The organism is Petroclostridium sp. X23 (assembly GCF_030013905.1).
Lineage (GTDB): Bacteria > Bacillota > Clostridia > SK-Y3 > SK-Y3 > X23.
The window spans coordinates 3,024,275-3,042,702 of sequence record NZ_CP124862.1; the positions used below are offsets into that span (position 1 = coordinate 3,024,275).

14 protein-coding genes are annotated in these 18,428 nt (G+C 39.4%); 3 read left to right on the forward strand and 11 right to left on the reverse strand.

The window, feature by feature from the left end:
• Positions 1 to 818: 818 nt before the first annotated feature.
• Together QKW49_RS14360 and QKW49_RS14365 are read left to right on the forward strand one after the other, a co-directional pair.
• Positions 819 to 2,201 carry a transaldolase family protein gene (locus tag QKW49_RS14360; protein WP_282863347.1) on the forward strand — a complete coding sequence of 461 codons (1,383 nt, stop codon included), beginning with the start codon at positions 819 to 821 and terminating at the stop codon, positions 2,199 to 2,201.
• Positions 2,198 to 2,938 (forward strand): SDR family NAD(P)-dependent oxidoreductase, encoded by a 741-nt coding sequence (locus tag QKW49_RS14365; protein WP_282863348.1) that lies wholly within the window; start codon positions 2,198 to 2,200, stop codon positions 2,936 to 2,938. The genes QKW49_RS14360 and QKW49_RS14365 overlap by 4 nt, the downstream gene beginning before the upstream one ends.
• A gap of 348 nt (positions 2,939 to 3,286) precedes the next feature.
• Here the strand turns inward: QKW49_RS14365 and QKW49_RS14370 are convergent, their stop codons facing one another.
• From QKW49_RS14370 to QKW49_RS14400, 7 genes are all read right to left on the reverse strand, one after another.
• The gene (locus QKW49_RS14370) at positions 3,287 to 3,844 is read right to left on the reverse strand and encodes a hypothetical protein (RefSeq protein WP_282863349.1); all 558 of its coding nucleotides are present in this window, start codon (positions 3,842 to 3,844) and stop codon (positions 3,287 to 3,289) included.
• A gap of 59 nt (positions 3,845 to 3,903) precedes the next feature.
• A complete protein-coding gene (locus QKW49_RS14375; protein WP_282863350.1) occupies positions 3,904 to 4,317 on the reverse strand; it encodes a hypothetical protein in 414 nt (137 codons plus the stop codon).
• Between the two features lie 929 nt (positions 4,318 to 5,246).
• Complete coding sequence (locus QKW49_RS14380; RefSeq protein ID WP_282863351.1) at positions 5,247 to 7,709, reverse strand: alpha-ketoacid dehydrogenase subunit alpha/beta; 2,463 nt, start codon at positions 7,707 to 7,709, stop codon at positions 5,247 to 5,249.
• A 25-nt stretch (positions 7,710 to 7,734) separates the two neighbouring features.
• Positions 7,735 to 9,102, reverse strand: a complete 1,368-nt coding sequence (gene lpdA / locus QKW49_RS14385; protein ID WP_282863352.1) for a dihydrolipoyl dehydrogenase — start codon at positions 9,100 to 9,102, stop codon at positions 7,735 to 7,737.
• 13 nt (positions 9,103 to 9,115) lie between these two features.
• Positions 9,116 to 10,315 carry a dihydrolipoamide acetyltransferase family protein gene (locus QKW49_RS14390; RefSeq protein ID WP_282863353.1) on the reverse strand — a complete coding sequence of 400 codons (1,200 nt, stop codon included), beginning with the start codon at positions 10,313 to 10,315 and terminating at the stop codon, positions 9,116 to 9,118.
• A 114-nt stretch (positions 10,316 to 10,429) separates the two neighbouring features.
• Positions 10,430 to 11,389, reverse strand: coding sequence for a sugar-binding domain-containing protein (locus QKW49_RS14395; RefSeq protein ID WP_282863354.1), 960 nt, complete (start codon positions 11,387 to 11,389; stop codon positions 10,430 to 10,432).
• Positions 11,390 to 11,707: 318 nt separating this feature from the next.
• Positions 11,708 to 12,391, reverse strand: coding sequence for a tripartite tricarboxylate transporter permease (locus QKW49_RS14400; RefSeq protein WP_349239133.1), 684 nt, complete (start codon positions 12,389 to 12,391; stop codon positions 11,708 to 11,710).
• Between QKW49_RS14400 and QKW49_RS14405 the strand changes: the two genes are divergently transcribed.
• Positions 12,347 to 12,724, forward strand: coding sequence for an FCD domain-containing protein (locus QKW49_RS14405; protein WP_349239134.1), 378 nt, complete (start codon positions 12,347 to 12,349; stop codon positions 12,722 to 12,724). The two genes, QKW49_RS14400 and QKW49_RS14405, sit on opposite strands and share 45 nt — an antisense overlap.
• A 237-nt stretch (positions 12,725 to 12,961) precedes the next feature.
• Here QKW49_RS14405 and QKW49_RS14410 read toward each other — a convergent pair whose 3' ends face one another.
• From QKW49_RS14410 to QKW49_RS14425, 4 genes are all read right to left on the reverse strand, one after another.
• A complete protein-coding gene (locus QKW49_RS14410) occupies positions 12,962 to 14,164 on the reverse strand; it encodes a phosphopentomutase (protein ID WP_349239031.1) in 1,203 nt (400 codons plus the stop codon).
• Positions 14,165 to 14,560: 396 nt separating this feature from the next.
• The gene (gene lpdA / locus QKW49_RS14415; RefSeq protein ID WP_282863356.1) at positions 14,561 to 15,955 is read right to left on the reverse strand and encodes a dihydrolipoyl dehydrogenase; all 1,395 of its coding nucleotides are present in this window, start codon (positions 15,953 to 15,955) and stop codon (positions 14,561 to 14,563) included.
• 13 nt (positions 15,956 to 15,968) lie between these two features.
• Entirely contained in the window at positions 15,969 to 17,282 is a 1,314-nt protein-coding gene (locus QKW49_RS14420) for a dihydrolipoamide acetyltransferase family protein (protein ID WP_282863357.1), read from the reverse strand.
• A gap of 117 nt (positions 17,283 to 17,399) precedes the next feature.
• Positions 17,400 to 18,401, reverse strand: coding sequence for an NAD(+)/NADH kinase (locus tag QKW49_RS14425; RefSeq protein ID WP_282863358.1), 1,002 nt, complete (start codon positions 18,399 to 18,401; stop codon positions 17,400 to 17,402).
• Positions 18,402 to 18,428 lie beyond the last annotated feature (27 nt).

The window sequence follows — 18,428 nt, forward strand, 5'->3', positions numbered from 1 at the left end:
TGTTCCTCCTTAAATAAAGTAACATTTTGATATTTACAAACATTATTTGCAAACACCTCTATTTTAAGGCCCATAAGCCTTAAAACCTCGTATTAAACTCATTTCTCAAAATTTTTTTAATAAAATTGAATTAAAACTACAAAAAGAAAATTGGGTTATGGGAGTCTACGCTAAGATATTTTCTGGTCTACCAAAACAACTTATTTGGGTGTTAGATAGTTAGATACGGATTACTGTTACAGATACATCAAATATCAATATTTTTGTGCCGACCTACTCATATTAATATTTTATATTCTATTAGTAGTAAAAAGAATGTAATGAAACTGTGAAGAAGTACTTCTAAATAATGTAATAAAATCCGACTTCTTCATAATCTCTTGAAAGATTTCTAAAAATCTGAGTCTATTTGTTCTTTTGTGCCTTGTCTATTTGTCTGTCAAATGACCTTATGCCTGTAGTATATCACCAAAGATATTATCATGTCAATCGAATTTTTATTTTTTTTAGAACATTTATACAACATTATTGTTACTAGTCATATTTTTTTGTTCATTTCATATATATGATACGAGATTAAATGCTCTATACTCCAAAGTATTACTATCTGAAATCTACGCCAAGTTATCCAAACATCCTACCTACCTTTTGAAAATATTCATGATTCTATATAATTTTTATTATTGACTTCATCGAAGAAATTGTATATAATTCATAATATCAACAAAAGTGCCGAACCAACTTTTTTAATATTTTAGCATTCTATGTTAATAATTCACAATTGTCTGTCAAAAATTATTAAATGGAGTGTGAAACTTATGCAATCACTTTTGTTAGAATCCAGAAAAGATATTCTTTTTCTAAAAAATCCCTCAAATTTTTCTGAAAATTGTCAAGGTTTTATTGACAAACTCGAACAAATTATTAAAGAACAGCCCCAAAATAAAAATAGTGCTGTAACTACCGCTTCGGATATTTATTTGGATTTACATTCATTTTTAACCAATTGGGTTTTAAGAAAATATGTTGAGACCGGCTCACTTACACAAGCTGCCATAGATAAAGAAATTGACACTATTCATGCATTTATTACAAAATACGGTGATGCAGAAAAACTTGAGCATATCAAGGATGAAGCAAAACAGATTGCCGAAAGTAATATTAAAGAAATGTGCGAATTGGAGCTTAGTAATAAATTGTTTACGTATTGGGGGCATGACTATTGCTCCGGCCTTACCCATTCCTTACGTCGAGGTGCAAGGTTTGTTACCAGCAATCCTGCTAAAATCAATGCTTTCAGAAAAGATTTCCCTGCGATTTGGGCAGGATTTGTAGAAGAAATTAAAACCAATAATCCCGATATTTCTCTGGAAAAACTCATTTCATATCTATTCTTAAAGGTCGTAGCGGTAAGTGCCAGAGACTTATATCCTATCTATGAAGCCAGTAACGGAAAGTATGGTTTTGCCTGCATTCAAGTAAATCCAAAAAATTGGAAAAATGCAGATAAAATGATTGAGGAAATTGAATTTTGGAATGAGGAGTTTAAAAAAGAATTAAATACCGAGACACCCAACATCGTATATAAAATTCCAGCAGTAAGTGCTGCAGTGAAAACAGTTGAAAGTATTGTAGAAAAAGGCATCAGAGTTTGTTTGACACTAAACTTCACTTACAACCAGCACGATATATTCTCCGATTTGATCGAAAAAGGAAAGCAGCATGGATTTGTAGTGCTGATGAGCGGTTTTCTTGATGATAACATTGATAAGGAGCTTGCTTCACTAGGTATTGAAAACTCCAAAATGTATTCCCGTCATGCAGGTGAAGCTGTAATCAGAAAATCATATGCAAATTTAAGAGCAAAGGGTTGTAAAAACACATCTATTATGTCCGCAGCAATTCGGGGAGAATGGACCATAAAAAATTCCATTACCGATAATGCCGATGCTCCTATGTATTTCACCACTGTAACCGATAAGATTCTAGAGTTTGACAGTGAAAAGCGTGATCTTTCTTCTGTAGTTGATGCGGTAGTACCTGATGAAATCATGTCGGTTCTCAAAAAGAGCCCTATCTTTAACGCAGCATATGAAGAAGATTCCCTCACACTGGACAATGTAGATGAATATCCGCCTCTGCTTATGGTTTTGGATATCTTTACAAAAGCTTATATTGAATTGGAGGATAGCTTAAAATGAGATATGGTAATTTAACAGGAAAAATCGCAATTATTACCGGAGCTGCCCGCGGAATCGGGCAAGCTGCCGCACAAGTACTCGCAGCATATGGCGCTACCGTCATTATTGCTGACTTAAACTATGACAGCGCCGTTAAAACTGCAAATGAATTAATCGCTGACGGCTTATCCGCCTTTGCTGCCAAAGTGGATGTTATGGAGAAAGATTCTATTCAGGCGATGATCAATACGGTAGTGGAGAAATATGGTACTATCGATATATTGGTAAACAACGCTGGCATTCTGGATGCTACTCCCATTCCGGAAATGAGCGTTGAAAACTGGGATAAAGTCATTGATATCGATTTAAGAGGCACACATCTTTGCTCACAATTGTGTCTCCCCCATATGATGAAGAATAATTATGGGAAAATAATCAATATCGCCTCTCAGGCCGGACAGCTGGGTGGTTTTTTAGCCGGAGTAAACTATACGGCGGCAAAAGGCGGTGTCATTGCTTTAACTAAGGCTTATGCACGCTATTGCGCACAATATAACATTACTGTTAATTGTGTCTCTCCAGGATTTATTGCTACCGAAATGACACAGTCTAGAAATGATAATGCGGATACTGTTCCTTTGAAGCGTCTCGGTACAGCACTAGATGTAGCAAAATCAATTTATTTTTTGGCAAGCGATCTCTCCGACTATATTACAGGGTCTTCAATAGATGTAAATGGCGGATACCTTATGCGGTAATGTGATTTTATATTACTATACGCATTTTTTATGAAATTTATGGATTCAAACACAAAGACAGCAGATTGAAATTATTCATGTTTCTGCTGTCTTTTTAATCTGTGCTAAATTTGTAGATATCAGTTCAATGGTATCAAAGCCCAACTGCTGGGTGCATCATAAAGGGCTTTATTAATGAATTTTAAAAAGCTAAGTAAAATTACTTTCTCAGCTTTTTGGGAACAAACTGCAATTAGCCTCTATTCGAACCGTCCCCATTGCTGCTACTATTACATTGCTGTTATTTAATGGTCTAAGCGATCTTTCGTTTTCTCACTAATCATCCCTTTGTGTTCAGCTTCAAGACAATTAACTTTTAATTGATTCGAACTTCAAAATTTCTTTTCCTGATTTAGTTTTTTTATCTTTTTCCCATTTTCCATCATTATTAAGTGTCCCAGTAATTAATACATTTGTGCCATCACCTTTTTTGTAGACGATTATTACCTTTTTTCCATCTTTACCAATGTAAATATTGGGCTGTAAATCTCCTTTTGTTAATTCCATAAAACATTCATTCACAAACATCATAATTTTTTTGCATTCTTCTAGATCAGAAAAACCGCTTACCTCACCGTTTACAAACTTTGGACGATCAGCTACATCTAAACTTAGAAAGTCTTTTTCTAATTCTTCCAAGTCAAAATCAAAGCTTTTCCCTGCATCTTTTAATGCATCTTTTAATGCATCTTCCTTCATGATTTTAACTTTTTTCTTAGCATTATCCATTTCCTGTAGTTGCTCTTTAGTATAATGTTTTTTTGCTTTTTCATTACTCTCAGAAGCCTTAACCATAAATGACGTAATTGTAATGGCTGCGGCTACCGTCAAGTAAAGACCTATTAAGGTTATTGATTTAATTTTCATATCTATAATCCTCCTGAATTATTACAGAATTTTAGGAATCTAAACACTTGTAGATAATTCTATGCTGGTCCAATGCAACTATCCGCATCTTCACGATAGATTTTTTCAACGCACTTACCAAGAGCATCATTTATCCATACTTCATGAACAGAAGTAATCTCCCATAAAATCCTTGAAGAAGCTTTAGTGTAAACTGTACCTGATAATTTCACAGTTTTATTATATTTTGTTGTTTCATCAGCTGTATGCTCAACTATACCATTCTTAAAGATTATAGCTGCTGCACGGACATATCTCGTATGAAGCAATGGAGCAGATGTAGTCGTACTAGTTTCAGATTTCCAAGAAGCTTCAGTTTTACTAGTAGTATTGATTGAACCAAGATATTCCATTGATATATACGCATAACATGTAGTTGTAAAAATTGACAAAACAAAAACAATTAAAATTGTTCTTATACAAATTCTCTTCATAATAATACTCCCTTTATAATCTTAATTTTAGGCTAACTAATAACAAATAAACCAGCTACAAGAATAATCTTTATATATCAGATATACCTTCCTATCCTCTTCAAAAACACCTTGTTAATCGATTCTACTTAACATGGTATACTCCCGAACTGTTTTTCTCTCTTGTTACTCTTGGTGTATCAATCATCTCAAGCTAGCTTTTACAATAGTCCTAAGTGATTATCAGCGAAAACCGTGCTCATTGTTCTTGTGCTTTTGACTTTGTAAAGTCAGGCATATCTAAATATTTGAGAGTTCATTTTATTTGGAGGTCTTATATGCATCATCTCTTATTCCCCTCTTTCATTTGTTCTTATACTATTTTTCAATCGAAAAATCGGTAGTAATCGTTTAAAATAGTAAACCATCGGTTAGAGATGGAAATCATTTTTCTATTAGGAGTATATTCCTAAAAATTTCTGATATTTAATTATATTACTAATATTACCTTACCACAATTTATACCAGATTCCCACTGTACTTTAGTACAGTTTTTTCACTATAAACAAATCAATTTCTTCTGCAAAGCTTTCACTATCACTTCTTCACAATGTACTATAAAAGCAACTCCGTACGCATAGTTTGTTTGCCACCTATTTTGTCACCTAACATTTTTATTAACAATGAAATAGAGAGCAAACGTATGATTTAATTCAAATAAATATATACGTTACCCTCTACTTTTATGACTTTTTCATTACATATATTCGTCTGATATAGGACAGGTATGAGGCTACTGAAAAATCCGATTTTCGAACACCAAACACTTTTCCAGTAGTTTCGGTCATGCCCTCACTCCCTATTAAACCAGTCATGACAATAGTACCAGCCCTATATCAAATTTCCTGGATTTATGGAATTGTACTTTGTCATATCGACTTATCCTATTATCAAATCCCTTCTTTACCTCGTCTGATTAACTCAGCAGTATTATATGTCCGTATCGGTGTATATCCTTTGAGCGGCTGTATCTTTTGATGATATGCATCAAGGAACCATTCCGGCTGCGGGAAGAAATCATTTTCCAATTCATAAACAGGAGTGATCCAATTGCGTGCACCAAGCACTACCGGCGGTGCATCTAAATCATCAAACGCCATCATCACAAGGTTTTCTGCAATATCATTCAATATCGAACCACGCTGACAAGCATCACTAGCCAATATGATCTTGCCTGTCTTTTTAACCGACTCCAAAAGCACCTCATAGTTAAAGGGAACAATACATCTCGCATCAATGACTTCTACACTGACGCCATAATCTTTTTCAAATATTTCAGCCGCCTTCAACGCCTTATAAAGCGTAGGACCAAAAGTAAGGATGGTCAGATCAGAGCCTGCTCGCTTGACATCCGGCTCCCCTAACGGTATCTCATAATATTCGTCCGGAACACCTTCTTCATGGAACAACTCTCCCATTGCATAAAGCGACTGGCTCTCAAGATATATGACCGGATCCGTACCTGCCAAAGCCGCATTCAAAAGCCCTTTTGCATCATACGGTGTAACAGGGTATGTTACTTTTAAACCAGGAACATGAGCGCATAAGCTTGACCAATCCTGAGAATGCTGTGCGCCATATTTTGACCCTACGCCCATCCGCACTACCACTGGCATATGCAATTGACCTGCAGTCATCGCCTGCCATTTTGCCAACTGGTTTAACACTTCATCCCCTGCACGTCCAAGGAAGTCACAATACATCAACTCGGGCAGCGCTCTGCCGCCCATCATCGCATATCCAACTGCCGCAGCAATGATAGCCGCTTCCGAAATAGGCGCATTAAACAGTCTTTCATAAGGAACCGACTTCTCCAAATCCTTATATGCACCATATGCGCTGCCCCAATCTCTCAGGTCTTCACCAAATGAAATCAAGCTGGGATCTTCATAGAATTTATCAAGCACCGACTCAAATATTGCGTCACGTATCTGTATAACGGCGGAAGACGGAAGTTCCTTGCCATTTTTCTTACCGGAACGGCTCTTTTTTGAATTTCTGATAATACGAGGGTTTTCCTGCTTACTACCAAGAACAGCCGGTTCTCCCTCCTGCATCTTTGGCATATGTTTATTGGAAAAAATATATTTTTCAATGGCATCCTTCTCTTTTAACAAATCCATTCTAGGGGAAATGTCATTATCTATTGCAAGCTTGAACACGCTTGTATTGAGATTGCGAATACCTTCTTTAAGTTTTACTACCTGCGCCTGCGTCATGATGCCGTTTTCAATAAGCTGCTTTTCATAATCTGCGATGGAATCCTGCTCCTGCCATGCCCCGATCTCTTCTATGGTACGATTAGGATTCGCATCTGAAGTAGAGTGTCCACACTGACGATATGAGATTACATCCAGCATTGCCGGGCCTTCGCCGTTTAGAAGCAATTTCTTTTTACGGCTGAACGCATCTATCACTGCAAATACATTGTAACCATCAACGCGCTCAGAATGGAGCTGACTGGGGCTAATGCCCGCACCTACCCTGGCAAGTACATCGTAAGCCATTGTTTCACCGCATGTCTGTCCTCCCATGCCATATCCATTGTTTGTAAAATTAAAGAGTACAGGCAATCCGCCCTTGTTATCCCACAGCTTTGTGAACTGGTCCATAGCTGCAAAGTTCATTGCCTCCCATACAGGTCCGCAACCGAGTGCACCGTCGCCTGCATTGGCTACAACCATCCCCTTTTGCTTTGCAATTTTTTTATAAAGCGCTGCACCGGCAGCGATTGGAGCTGCGCCTCCTACGATAGCATTATTCGGATATACGCCCAGCGGAATGAAGAATGCATGCATGGAATTCCCCAGTCCTTTTGCGAATCCGTTTTCTCTACCGAAAATCTCAGCCATAATCCCATATAGATAAAACTGTACCGCCAACTCCTTCACACTGCCGGCAGACAAATGCTCTTTTACTACCTTAAGCTGAGCACCTTCAAAGGATTCTTCCATGATACCCATTAATTCTTCATCAGACATCTTCCGGATGGTAGCCAATCCTTTTGCAATAAGTTCGCCATGCCCGCGGTGTGTACCAAAAATGATGTCATCCTTGTCTAAATTATATGCCTGTCCCACCGAGGCAGCTTCCTGCCCTATACATAAATGAGCCGGTCCCGAATAGTTATAGCGGATACTATTGTATTCGCCATTGAGCCTTAAATCCTGCATCATGGTCTCAAATTCCCGGATAGACAGCATGTCGTGAAAAATATTAATGAGTTCTTCATCAGTAAACTCATCCCTCACATCCGACATCTTTTTCTGATATTGATTCATGGGGATATCCTGGAACTTAAGTACCGCACTGCTGCGTCTTTCATTTGGATCGATATAAATAGATTTTGTCATTTTATAACCCCTTTCTTATCACTCTTTAGTCCATCAATGCTTCTCTAATGATTTCACAAACCGTGGGATGAGGAAAAACTGTACGTACAATGCTCTCTACCGGGATCTTGTTCTGTATCATCAGCGCAAGACTGTATATGATCTCGGAAGCATAACTGCAGAGAAGGCTGGCACCAATAATGATCTCCTTCTTTTTATCTATGACGATCTTGCATATTCCATCACTCATACCGTTTTCTACAACATGTCTGCCGCTAAAGTTGATAGATACTTTCTTCACTTCTATGTCTATACCCGCTTCTTTAGCCTGTTCCTCATTCAAACCTACAAAGGCTGCTTCGGGATGTGTATAAACTACTCCGGCAATCGCGCTATAATCCATCCTATCTTTTTTACCTAATATATTATTAACAGCTACTTCTGCCTCGCGGTACCCTACATGCGCAAGTGTTATCTTGCCGTTCACATCTCCTGCAGCATAGATTCCCTCGGCAGTGGTGTGGCATTCATCATCTGTGACAATAGCGCCTTTTTGTATTTTTACTCCCAGTTGCTCAAGACCTTCCAAATCCGTAACCGGCTTTCTTCCTACCGAAAGCAGCACTTTATCATAGTTTATAGAGATTTCCTCACCATCTTTTACAAATTTGCATACGCCATTTTTAATTTCGCATACTTTACTGTTCAGAAAGAATCGTATGCCTTTTTGTTCCATTTGCTTTTGTATGATAGCGCTGATCTCTCTGTCATTATTTCCAAGTACTTTATCTAACATCTCCATCACAGTAACCTGACTTCCCATCATCTGAAAATACGCGGCCATTTCAAATCCGATGACACCTCCACCTATGATGACGAGCTTTTCAGGAACCTCTTCAAGCATGAGCACCTCGGTGCTGGTTACGACAGTACCTTTGACGATCTCTTCATCCACTCCCGGGATTTTAGGAATCACCGGCGCTGAACCGGTAGCGATCAGCAGAGATTTACCCGTATATTTTTCATCGTCTACAGTTACACGAAATACGCCGTCTTTCTTATCTCCCAGTTTTGCGGTCCCATAAACAACCTTTATCTTTTTACGTTTCATCGCCGCACCAATGCCGCCCACCAGCGTCTTTACAACCTGGTCTTTCTTTGCAACGATGGCCTTGTGTTTCACTTCGGGATTGTCATACTTTACGCCATAACGCTCGCAATCACCTTTTACGTAATGATAGATCTTCCCGGAGTATAAGAAGGTTTTAGTGGGAATGCATCCCCTATTCAGGCAAGTCCCGCCCAAATCTTCCTTTTCTATCAGCAATACCTTCAATCCTGTCCCGGCAGCTCTTTCTGCACCATTGTAGCCCGCAGGTCCTCCGCCAATAACAATCAAATCATAGTTTTCCATAATGATTCACCTTTCAAATATATTGTTCAAAGTTTTCTAAATTCTCACATAGCTTTTTTAAGAAACGAGAAGCAGGTGCACCATCTACAACTCTATGATCGTATGTAAGTGATAATGTGCACGAAGGATAATACAAGATGCCTTCTTTTGTCTTTTTCATCGCATAGTCGGTACAACCCACACCTAGTATACCTACCTGCGGCGGATTGAGAATAGGCGTAAACATACGTATCCCTAAAGCTCCTAGGTTGCTTACTGTGAATGTGCCCCCTGAAAGCTTTTCAGGTGAAATCTTTCCGCTTTGACATTCTGTTGCCATCGATTTTAACTCAGCGGATATTTGAGACAGGCTTTTTTTCGATGCATCTGCGATGGTTGGAACCATCAATCCTCTTTCTGTATCTACAGCTACCCCAAGATTAACCTCCCCATATTCGACAACCTCCGTATCACTTACCATATGAGCGTTTATATATGGGAACTCCGATAGTGTCTTTGCAACCACGTAGTTGATCATATCGCCAATCGTTATGCCCGAAAGCTTTTCATCTTTCTTGCACCGTTCCCTATAATCGAGAATTGCGGAAATATTAAATATAGAAACGTTTGTGAGTTGTGCGGAATTTTGTAACGAATTCATCATATTTTTTGCAATCACTTGCCGTATCTTCGGAAGCTTTTTAACATTTTCTTTTTTCTTTACGCTATCTGTTTTTCCATTTGTCATTGCTGCAATGATATCCGCTTCAATAATGCGGTTTTCAGCGCCGCTGGGTATAATACCTTTTATCTCTATTCCGTTAGCTTCTGCCAGCCTCCGTGCCCTAGGAGATATTTTTCCATGATCAGCAGGTACCCCTACCGGAATATCTGTACTCGGAACAACAACATCTACCGGCTCGGATGCCTTTTCTTCAGCTTTTTCTGAATTTATACCGGTATTTTCCTCAATGCTCAACTCCGGTATTTCTTCACCCGGATGGCCAATGACACATACCGGTGTAAGCGCTTGTACGACTTCGTAATCATTGTAGTATTTTTTTAGCACGATTCCGGTAAAATCCGAGTATACAACCAGAGATGATTTATCTGTCTCAATTGAAAATAAACCATCTCCCTCTTTAACAGAATCCCCTTCGTTAACAAGCCACTCTGTTAACAAATTGGAATCTTCATTTAAAGATAACCTCGGCATATTCACTATGTTAGCCATGACGTCCTCCTTTTGTTTTATAGGATCATATAACCCTTTCATATGCTTAAAAAGATATGTGCTATTTTTTGTCATCCCTTTTTTATCATCCCATTGTAGACTTTGAAATCTTCTTTATTTAAAATATTCAATAATGCTATTTGCCGTTTTATTATCTACTATCAGTACGTTAAACAGCTTTTGACGTGCTCCTCCAATAATAGAGCGTATCTTATGCTCCCCGCCTCCTACTGCAATGACAGTGGGAATGGCACGAAGCTGCTGTGCCGTTACAGCAATGGTTCTTCCTTCTACACCCTCTGTGCACAGATTCCCATCCAAGTCATAGAACCTTCCGCAAATATTGCCTACTGTACCTTTTTCAACCAGCCTGAATGCAAAATCTTCATAATCTCCTGCAACATCATAAGTAACTGAATTCTTCAGATCACCGCCAATACCTACTAAAGCAAGCTGGATATCTTCCATTTTTTCAAGTACATTCTTGATCCCACCAGACTGTATATATGTCTCTCTGCTCTTTTCGTCTTTAGTAAAAAGCGGTGCATACAAATAATCTACTTTTCCATTGTCAAATTTTGATGCGATACGTTCACAAAGATTATTTGATAATCGCGAAAAGTCATTTGAACTAACAGGCCCTCCCATTAAAGGCATGAGCGTTACTTCTCTAATATGTTTCATTTCCACAACGTTTTTGGCCACCTCTTCCAATGTCTTGCCCCACCCAATACCAACGTTGATATTGCTGCACACGCACTCCATCAAGTATTCCGCGGCTCTTTTACCTAACTCTTTGAAAATTCTGTTACTGTCTTCGACACTAACTACCACCACATCCCTTAATTGCAGTAAATCCTTTAGGTCTCGTCGCATACTTTCCAGCGTGAATTGGTTGCGTATATCACAAATCTCTATTTTAACAATTCCTTCCTCTCTGGCTTCGTTTAAAAGCTTTATGATTGTAGGTCTTGAAACACTTAACTGTTCGCCAATATCCGTCTGCGTCATATTATCTAAGTAAAACATCTTGGCTATTTTGATTTTTAAAATATATCTCTCTTCTGCGTTCACCTTAATTCTCCATTCTATTATCTATGTCTCATTATATTTATGTTATAAAATATATGAGTCAATGTCAACAGATTTTTTTATCATTTTAAAATTTTTATTTTTACAATTGTAAAATATCAATTTTTTATTAGCCAAGACTAAAGTTTTTTATAGGATAAAAAAACACCGCTTGAATCGTTAGATCAAACAGTGTTTTGGCAAAATAATTAAATGTTTAATTTGATCATGACATGCAATCCATCAGGTTTACATCTCATTCAATATCATCCGCCGCGGAGCCTTTCTTTGCAGCCTTCCTTTTCTTATAATATTCAAGCACTATAGGGTAGAACAAGGAAATAACAGAAAACAGATAAATACTAAAGCAATAGGACATTGCAGAAAAATAAATGCATCACCCCTCGAAAGCACCAAAGAACGTCTTAGGTTGCTTTCTGCTGGCGGACCAAGAACCAATCCCAAAATAATAGGCAGAATGGCAAAATCCAGTTTAATCATTACATATCCTATAATACCGGCAATAATCATAAAATAAATATCCCCTATGCTGTTGTTCAGTGCATAAGTGCCTACAAAACAGAAGGTAAAAATCAAAGGAATCAATATGGAATTAGGAACATTGATAACTTTAGCAAACTGCTTGATGCACATAAAGCCAAGTACACCCATAAAAATATTTGCAATAAATAACGCTATAAAAAGTGCATAAACAATAGGAGCGTGCTCTTTGAAAAGCATTGGCCCCGGTGCAATCCCTAACATCATCAATGATCTCAACATAACAGCAGTACCCGCATCTCCGGAAATACCCAGCGTCAATAACGGAACCAATGCACCTCCGGAAGTAGCATTATTTCCCGATTTCGATGCAGCAATCCCTTCCGGTGCACCATTGCCGAACTCATCCTTGTTTTTGGACCATCTCTTTGCTTCGTTATAGCTGATCCACGAAGCGATATCCCCTCCTGTCCCGGGAACTGCACCGATAATAGAACAGAACAGCGTCTATTGGCTTTGCGGCAATCTATTGAGGCTTTAAAACAGGACCTCGAAAATGGCGGTTACGGCTTGGCAGCTGACAGCCTTTTTCACAAAACCATCGCAGAAGCCGCCGATAACAGCGCGCTGATAAGCATATTATCACTATGCTCCGAACTGCTCAGTTCTTCAATCGAGTTAGCCAACGCCTATGTAAACACTCTGGATATAGTCTCCGAACACCAAGCCATGTATGACGCGATTGAACAACGCAACGAAAAACTTGCGGAAAAGCTGATACGCTCACATATCAAACGCGCATATGATAGAACCAAATTTATTATGGCAAGCACCTGAGTACGTGTTATTCTTATTGACTATTTTCATTGGTGTTGCAAGAAACCTTTATTAAAAATCATATGTGATATTTCCCTGTGCAAATTATTAAAGCCCCTTAGTTAATATCTAGTGAGCAGCAAACCAAGCAGCCAAATCTATTAACAAAGGAGCATACAAACACGATTTATTATGTTATGCTTTTCTAAATTTCAAGATACTAAAAACTTTTTATGTCATCCAATACAATAAAATATATCATCTTCTAAGTTGGTTAAGAAAGCTCTCTGCGTTAAAACCATCATGAATACTAAAAATATCCGCAATGGTGGCTGCCATATCGGAAAATGTTTTTCTTGTACCAATGCTTATATCAGCTTTGATATACTTTCCATACAATAATACCGGCACATATTCCCGTGAATGATCGGTACTTTCAGTAGTAGGATCACACCCATGATCCGCTGTAATCATAAGTACATCCGTATCTTTCATCGCGCTCATGATTTCAGGCAGCCTCTGATCCACTGCTTCAAGTGCTTCCTTATAACCTTGCGCGTTATTTCTATGTCCATATACCATATCAAAATCTACCAGATTGGTAAAAATCATTCCTTTATTATCTTCTTTAATCAATCGCAGCGTTTGATCCATACCGTCCATGTTATCGGAAGTATGTACCGCATAAGTAATGCCTTTTCCCGCAAATATATCTTCTATCTTTCCCACCGCCATCACATCATACCCGGCTTCTTTTAATTTATCCAAAATAGTTACTCCTGTGGGCTCCAAAGAGAAATCTCTTCGATTTTTAGTCCTCGTAAAGCTTCCCGCATTTCCTGTAAACGGACGTGCGATCACTCTTCCTACCGCATGCGGTCCTTGAAGAATATCTCTGGCAATCCGGCACATTTCGTAAAGCCTGTCAATAGGAATGATGTCTTCATGGGCCGCAATCTGAAAAACACTGTCGGCAGACGTATAGACAATGGGATAGCCTGTCTGCATATGCTTTTCGCCTAAATCTTTGATTATTTCTGTACCTGAAGCGGGATAATTAGCCAATATATCCGTTCCTATCTTATTTTTAAACTGATCTATCACTTCCGGTGGAAATCCTTGAGGGTATGTGGGAAACTCTTGTGCAAGCTTGACTCCGGATATTTCCCAGTGCCCTGTGGTCGTATCCTTACCTTTGGATGCCTCTGCCATTCTTCCGTAGCTTCCTTGAATGTCGTCGGGTACAGGAAGGTAATCGATTCCGTCTATTTTCCCCATCCCTAATTTGCATAAGTTAGGGATTTTAATGCCGTTAAAAGCTTTTACGATATTCCCTACCGTATTGCTTCCAACATCACCATATTCATCGGCATCCGGCAGTTCTCCAATGCCAACGCTATCTAAGACAATGAGTATTACTCTGTTAATATCCACTCTATGCACATCCTTTCTCCTATTCATCTTTTCCCATTTTATCAATAGGCATTCCTAATGTCCAGTCCGTGGAATTTAAATATAAGTTGAATTGAATAATTGGATATTATAAGCAATGGAACACCACGGGGGCGTTCCCTGCCAATTGTAAATCATGCATGAATGGAATTTGATGTTTAATGCATTTAATATGGGATTAAATCATCAAAAATAGCACACGCAGGAACAGCCTGAGATTACTGAAAAAAGTACTGGTTGTTCCGGAATCTGACATAGGCGGGGCGTAGACTCTAGTCCGGCCAAAATCAGGCCTGACAGCAGACCAGTCCCCAAGTCCGATTTCCTCTTTTTAAAATCATTTTACTTTTCAGTAAGTCCAAGCCACACCTGCGTGTGATAGGGTATGCGTTCTCTTAGATCAGTCTATCTCTGCCGCGGCAAATGAATGGCACTGTGATGCACCGCGTGGGCGCCTTCATGCAGTGACTCACCAACCGTTGGATGAGCATGGATAGTGGTTATGATTTCTTCTATCGTTGCTTCCAAGCGAAGGGCTAAAGCACCTTCTACAATCAGATCGGTAGCTCTCGGACCTGCCATATGCAGTCCCAATATTTCATCCGTCTTCGCATCTACGACGTATTTTACCAATCCGTTCATTTCTCCCATAATCATTGATTTCCCATTGGCATATAACGGGAATGTACCGGTCTTAACTTCATAGCCTTGTTCTTTTGCCTGCTTCTCTGTCATCCCTACTGCCGCCAGCTCCGGTTTTGTATATACGCAATAAGGGATGGTCTTAAAATCAATCTGAGATGGCTTTTTCATAATGGCTTCTACAGCTACGATTCCTTCTGCAGATGCTACATGTGCCAGCATGACCCCGCCATTGCAATCCCCTATAGCATAGATATTATCTATGTTTGTTTGCATTTTACGGTTAACCGTGATTCTGCCCCGTTCGGTATTAATGCCCACTTTTTCAAGTTCCAATCCCTGAATAACCGGTTTTCGACCGATCGAAAGCAGTACTTTTTCAACTTCAAAAGACTGTTTACCGGCTGCGGAGCTGGTATTTACTTTTAAGCCGGATGCTGTTTTTTCAATACCTTCCACTTTGGTATTTGTATGAATCTTAACCCCTGCTTTTGTCAGTTCCGTCTTCAAACAGTCGGTAACATCTTTATCCATTGTTGCAACAATATCAGGCAGCATTTCCACGATAGTTACTTCCGATCCTACACTGCTGTATATGCTCGCAAATTCGCTTCCGATGACACCGCCGCCAATGATGCACATACTTTTGGGTATTTCTTTTAATGAAAGTACATCATCGCTGGTAATAACACCTTCCAAGTCTACTCCAGGGATAGGCACGATCGTAGGTTCCGAGCCGGTAGCGATAACAGCGTAGTCAAAATCCACCACTTGCTTTTTGCCATCCCCTGCCGTAACTTCGATCTGATTTCTGTTCACAAAAGCACCGTTACCTATCAACTTTGTGATTTTATTGCTTTTTAAAAGTCCATCAATTCCGCCCACTAACTGTTTAATCACTTTTTCTTTTCTATTCTGCAGCTGAGTCCAATCAACGCCGACTTCCGACACCTTGATTCCGATCTCTTTCGCTTCATGTTTTAACAAAGTAAGGATCTCGGATGTATGCAATAATACTTTAGTGGGAATACAGCCGACATTCAGGCACGTCCCGCCAAGGTATTTTCTTTCAACCAAGGTTACCTCCGCACCTAATTGCGCAGCCCGGATTGCCGCGACATACCCTCCCGGACCGCCTCCTATAACAACGATTTTCATATCTGATTCCTCCTTATAACAGCAGAAGAGCCGGGTTTTCAATATATTCTTTTACTTTTGCCATAAACTGTGCCGCTACCGATCCATCCACCGCTCTATGGTCAGCCGTCAAACTTAGATTCATTAATGGTTTGATAACGACTTGTCCATTGATTGCTACAGGGGTGTCAATGATCGCATTTACTCCCAGAATAGCTACCTCAGGCTGATTAATGATAGGCGTAAAAGATTCCATACCATACATTCCAAGATTTGTAATGGTAAATGTTCCACCGGCCATGTCCTGTGGTTTCAACTCATTATTTCGTGCTTTAAACGCTAATTCTTTGATCTCTTTTGAAATCTCTTTCAGGTCTTTCTTGTTCGCATATTTCACAACAGGTACGATCAGCCCATCGTCAAGGGCTACAGCAACCCCAACACTGGCATAGTTTCTAAAAATCAATTCATTATTATCAATAGAACAATTGAGCAATGGAAATTCCAGTAATGCCTTTGCAACAATTTTTACAATCAAATCGGTATAGGTCACTTTATAAGCAGTCTTCAATTGATTTCTAAACCCACTCAAATTGGTGGTATCTACTTTTAGGTTATAGGTAACCGTTGGTGAAATCTGTTTGCTTTCCAACATTCTCTTGGAAATGACTTTCCGCATAGCACTCATTGGTTTACGGTCTTCTCTCGGATCTACCAACCCTATAAAATCTTGATCTTTGCGGTATTGCAAAACATCTTCTTTCATGATTCTTCCGTCTTTATCTATCTTGGACATATCTACGTCCAGCGCCTTCGCAGCTTTTTCTGCCATCGGAGAAGCTTTTACGCCAGATCCCTTGTGATTATCCACATATGCTTGTATATCTTTCTCGCTGATTGTTCCTTGAGGCCCTGTTCCTGTAACTAAAGATAAATCAACATTCAGCTCTTGCGCTAATTTCTTTGCACGCGGAGATGCTTTAACTCTACCGGTGTTCCCACCGACTGACGTATTATTAGCAGGTGCTGCCCCAGCAGCTTTCGGAGCCTGTTCTTCCGCTTTTGGCTCTTCCGCTGCAGGCTCTCCTCCCAGCAGACCCGAAATATCTTCATCCGCTCCGCCAATAATTGCCAACGGCTTCAAAACGCCAACTACACCTTCTTGTACAAATATTTTCCTTAGAACACCACTCGCTGACGCTTCTATTTCATTGGTCAGCTTATCTGTTTCAACATCAAATAATACCTCACCTACAGTAACGGACTCCCCCTCCGCTTTACGCCAATTGGATACCGTTCCTTCGGTCATTGTCAATCCTAATTTCGGCATTACTACTAATTCTGCCATATATCATACCCCCTGTATTTTTTACTTGATTTATCATTGTTTTAGTGAGGAGTGGGGAGTGGATAGTGGGGAGATCATAAAAACTCTCCACTATCCACTCCTCACTCAATGGTTCTTTCACCCAACCGTTTCGAAAAAACCGTTTTGTTGTGCGACCTCTAGAGTCTTTTTTATATCCACATGATTGGGACCGTTTCTAGTGATTCTGAATGCCAGCCGATCACCCTTCTGAAATACAATCTCCCTTTCACCGTCAACCGCTATCGTACCTTTAAAACTCACAATGTACTCGTAATATTCATCTATATTTAATTTCTTAGGCGTGCTGATGGAAACAGGAATCACCAACCCGGCTGCCATGGGTGCCATAATATTACACTCTTTTACATTCACATTTACAAAAGCACCAAAATTATCCTCTTCGGTAATAACGGTTTTAGCTCCCACCACCGATGAAAAACCAATGGACGCCGGATGGCACTTGGATACGAATACCATTGCAATATCCTCCACATTCCATATCGCTTTTGCACCTACAAATACATCTTTAGAAACAACTGCATCTATAAGCGCGATATCTGTGAAAGTCCCATTCCGATAAATCTCTATCCTTTTATCTTTTTTGACGAGGTGAGCACTCTCGTATTTTCTTGAAGCAACAACCGCTGCCGCCATTCCTGCTACCGTTCCCTCTATCATCTCCGGATAAACATTATTGGTTCCGGTAGAGATTCCAATCAGCGGAGTCTTTTGAATGGATTTCGCCGCAGCCCGATTTGTACCGTCTCCTCCTAATACCACCAAACACCCTACACCCATCTCCTCCATCATTTGAGCAGCATTGATGGTATCTTCCACGCTATCGTATATATACATATTTAATATTTCAATATCCGCTTTCAACTCTTTAGACGTTTTCAATTTATCAATGACTCTATAACCCATATGATATGAATCCGGCATGAGATAAAATTTCTCAACGCCACACTGCTGCGCTCCAAGAATAAGCCTTTCAATAATATTTATTTTCTCGTTATTATCTATAACTGTCGCATGAGATACAAGTCTTCGGATATCCTTTCCCGAAGCAGGATTTGCTATAATACCAACAGAAGACATACTGCCACCACCTTAATAAGGCACTTA

What these genes read in the sequence shown, in the direction of transcription:
- QKW49_RS14365 (WP_282863348.1), top strand. Translation starts at nt 2,198, where the DNA reads ATGAGATATGGTAATTTAACAGGAAAAATCGCAATTATTACCGGAGCT.
- QKW49_RS14370 (WP_282863349.1), bottom strand. Translation starts at nt 3,844, where the DNA reads ATGAAAATTAAATCAATAACCTTAATAGGTCTTTACTTGACGGTAGCC.
- QKW49_RS14375 (WP_282863350.1), bottom strand. Translation starts at nt 4,317, where the DNA reads ATGAAGAGAATTTGTATAAGAACAATTTTAATTGTTTTTGTTTTGTCA.
- lpdA (WP_282863352.1), bottom strand. Translation starts at nt 9,102, where the DNA reads ATGGAAAACTATGATTTGATTGTTATTGGCGGAGGACCTGCGGGCTAC.
- QKW49_RS14360 (WP_282863347.1), top strand. Translation starts at nt 819, where the DNA reads ATGCAATCACTTTTGTTAGAATCCAGAAAAGATATTCTTTTTCTAAAA.
- QKW49_RS14380 (WP_282863351.1), bottom strand. Translation starts at nt 7,709, where the DNA reads ATGACAAAATCTATTTATATCGATCCAAATGAAAGACGCAGCAGTGCG.
- QKW49_RS14390 (WP_282863353.1), bottom strand. Translation starts at nt 10,315, where the DNA reads ATGGCTAACATAGTGAATATGCCGAGGTTATCTTTAAATGAAGATTCC.
- QKW49_RS14410 (WP_349239031.1), bottom strand. Translation starts at nt 14,164, where the DNA reads ATGAATAGGAGAAAGGATGTGCATAGAGTGGATATTAACAGAGTAATA.
- lpdA (WP_282863356.1), bottom strand. Translation starts at nt 15,955, where the DNA reads ATGAAAATCGTTGTTATAGGAGGCGGTCCGGGAGGGTATGTCGCGGCA.
- QKW49_RS14425 (WP_282863358.1), bottom strand. Translation starts at nt 18,401, where the DNA reads ATGTCTTCTGTTGGTATTATAGCAAATCCTGCTTCGGGAAAGGATATC.
- QKW49_RS14420 (WP_282863357.1), bottom strand. Translation starts at nt 17,282, where the DNA reads ATGGCAGAATTAGTAGTAATGCCGAAATTAGGATTGACAATGACCGAA.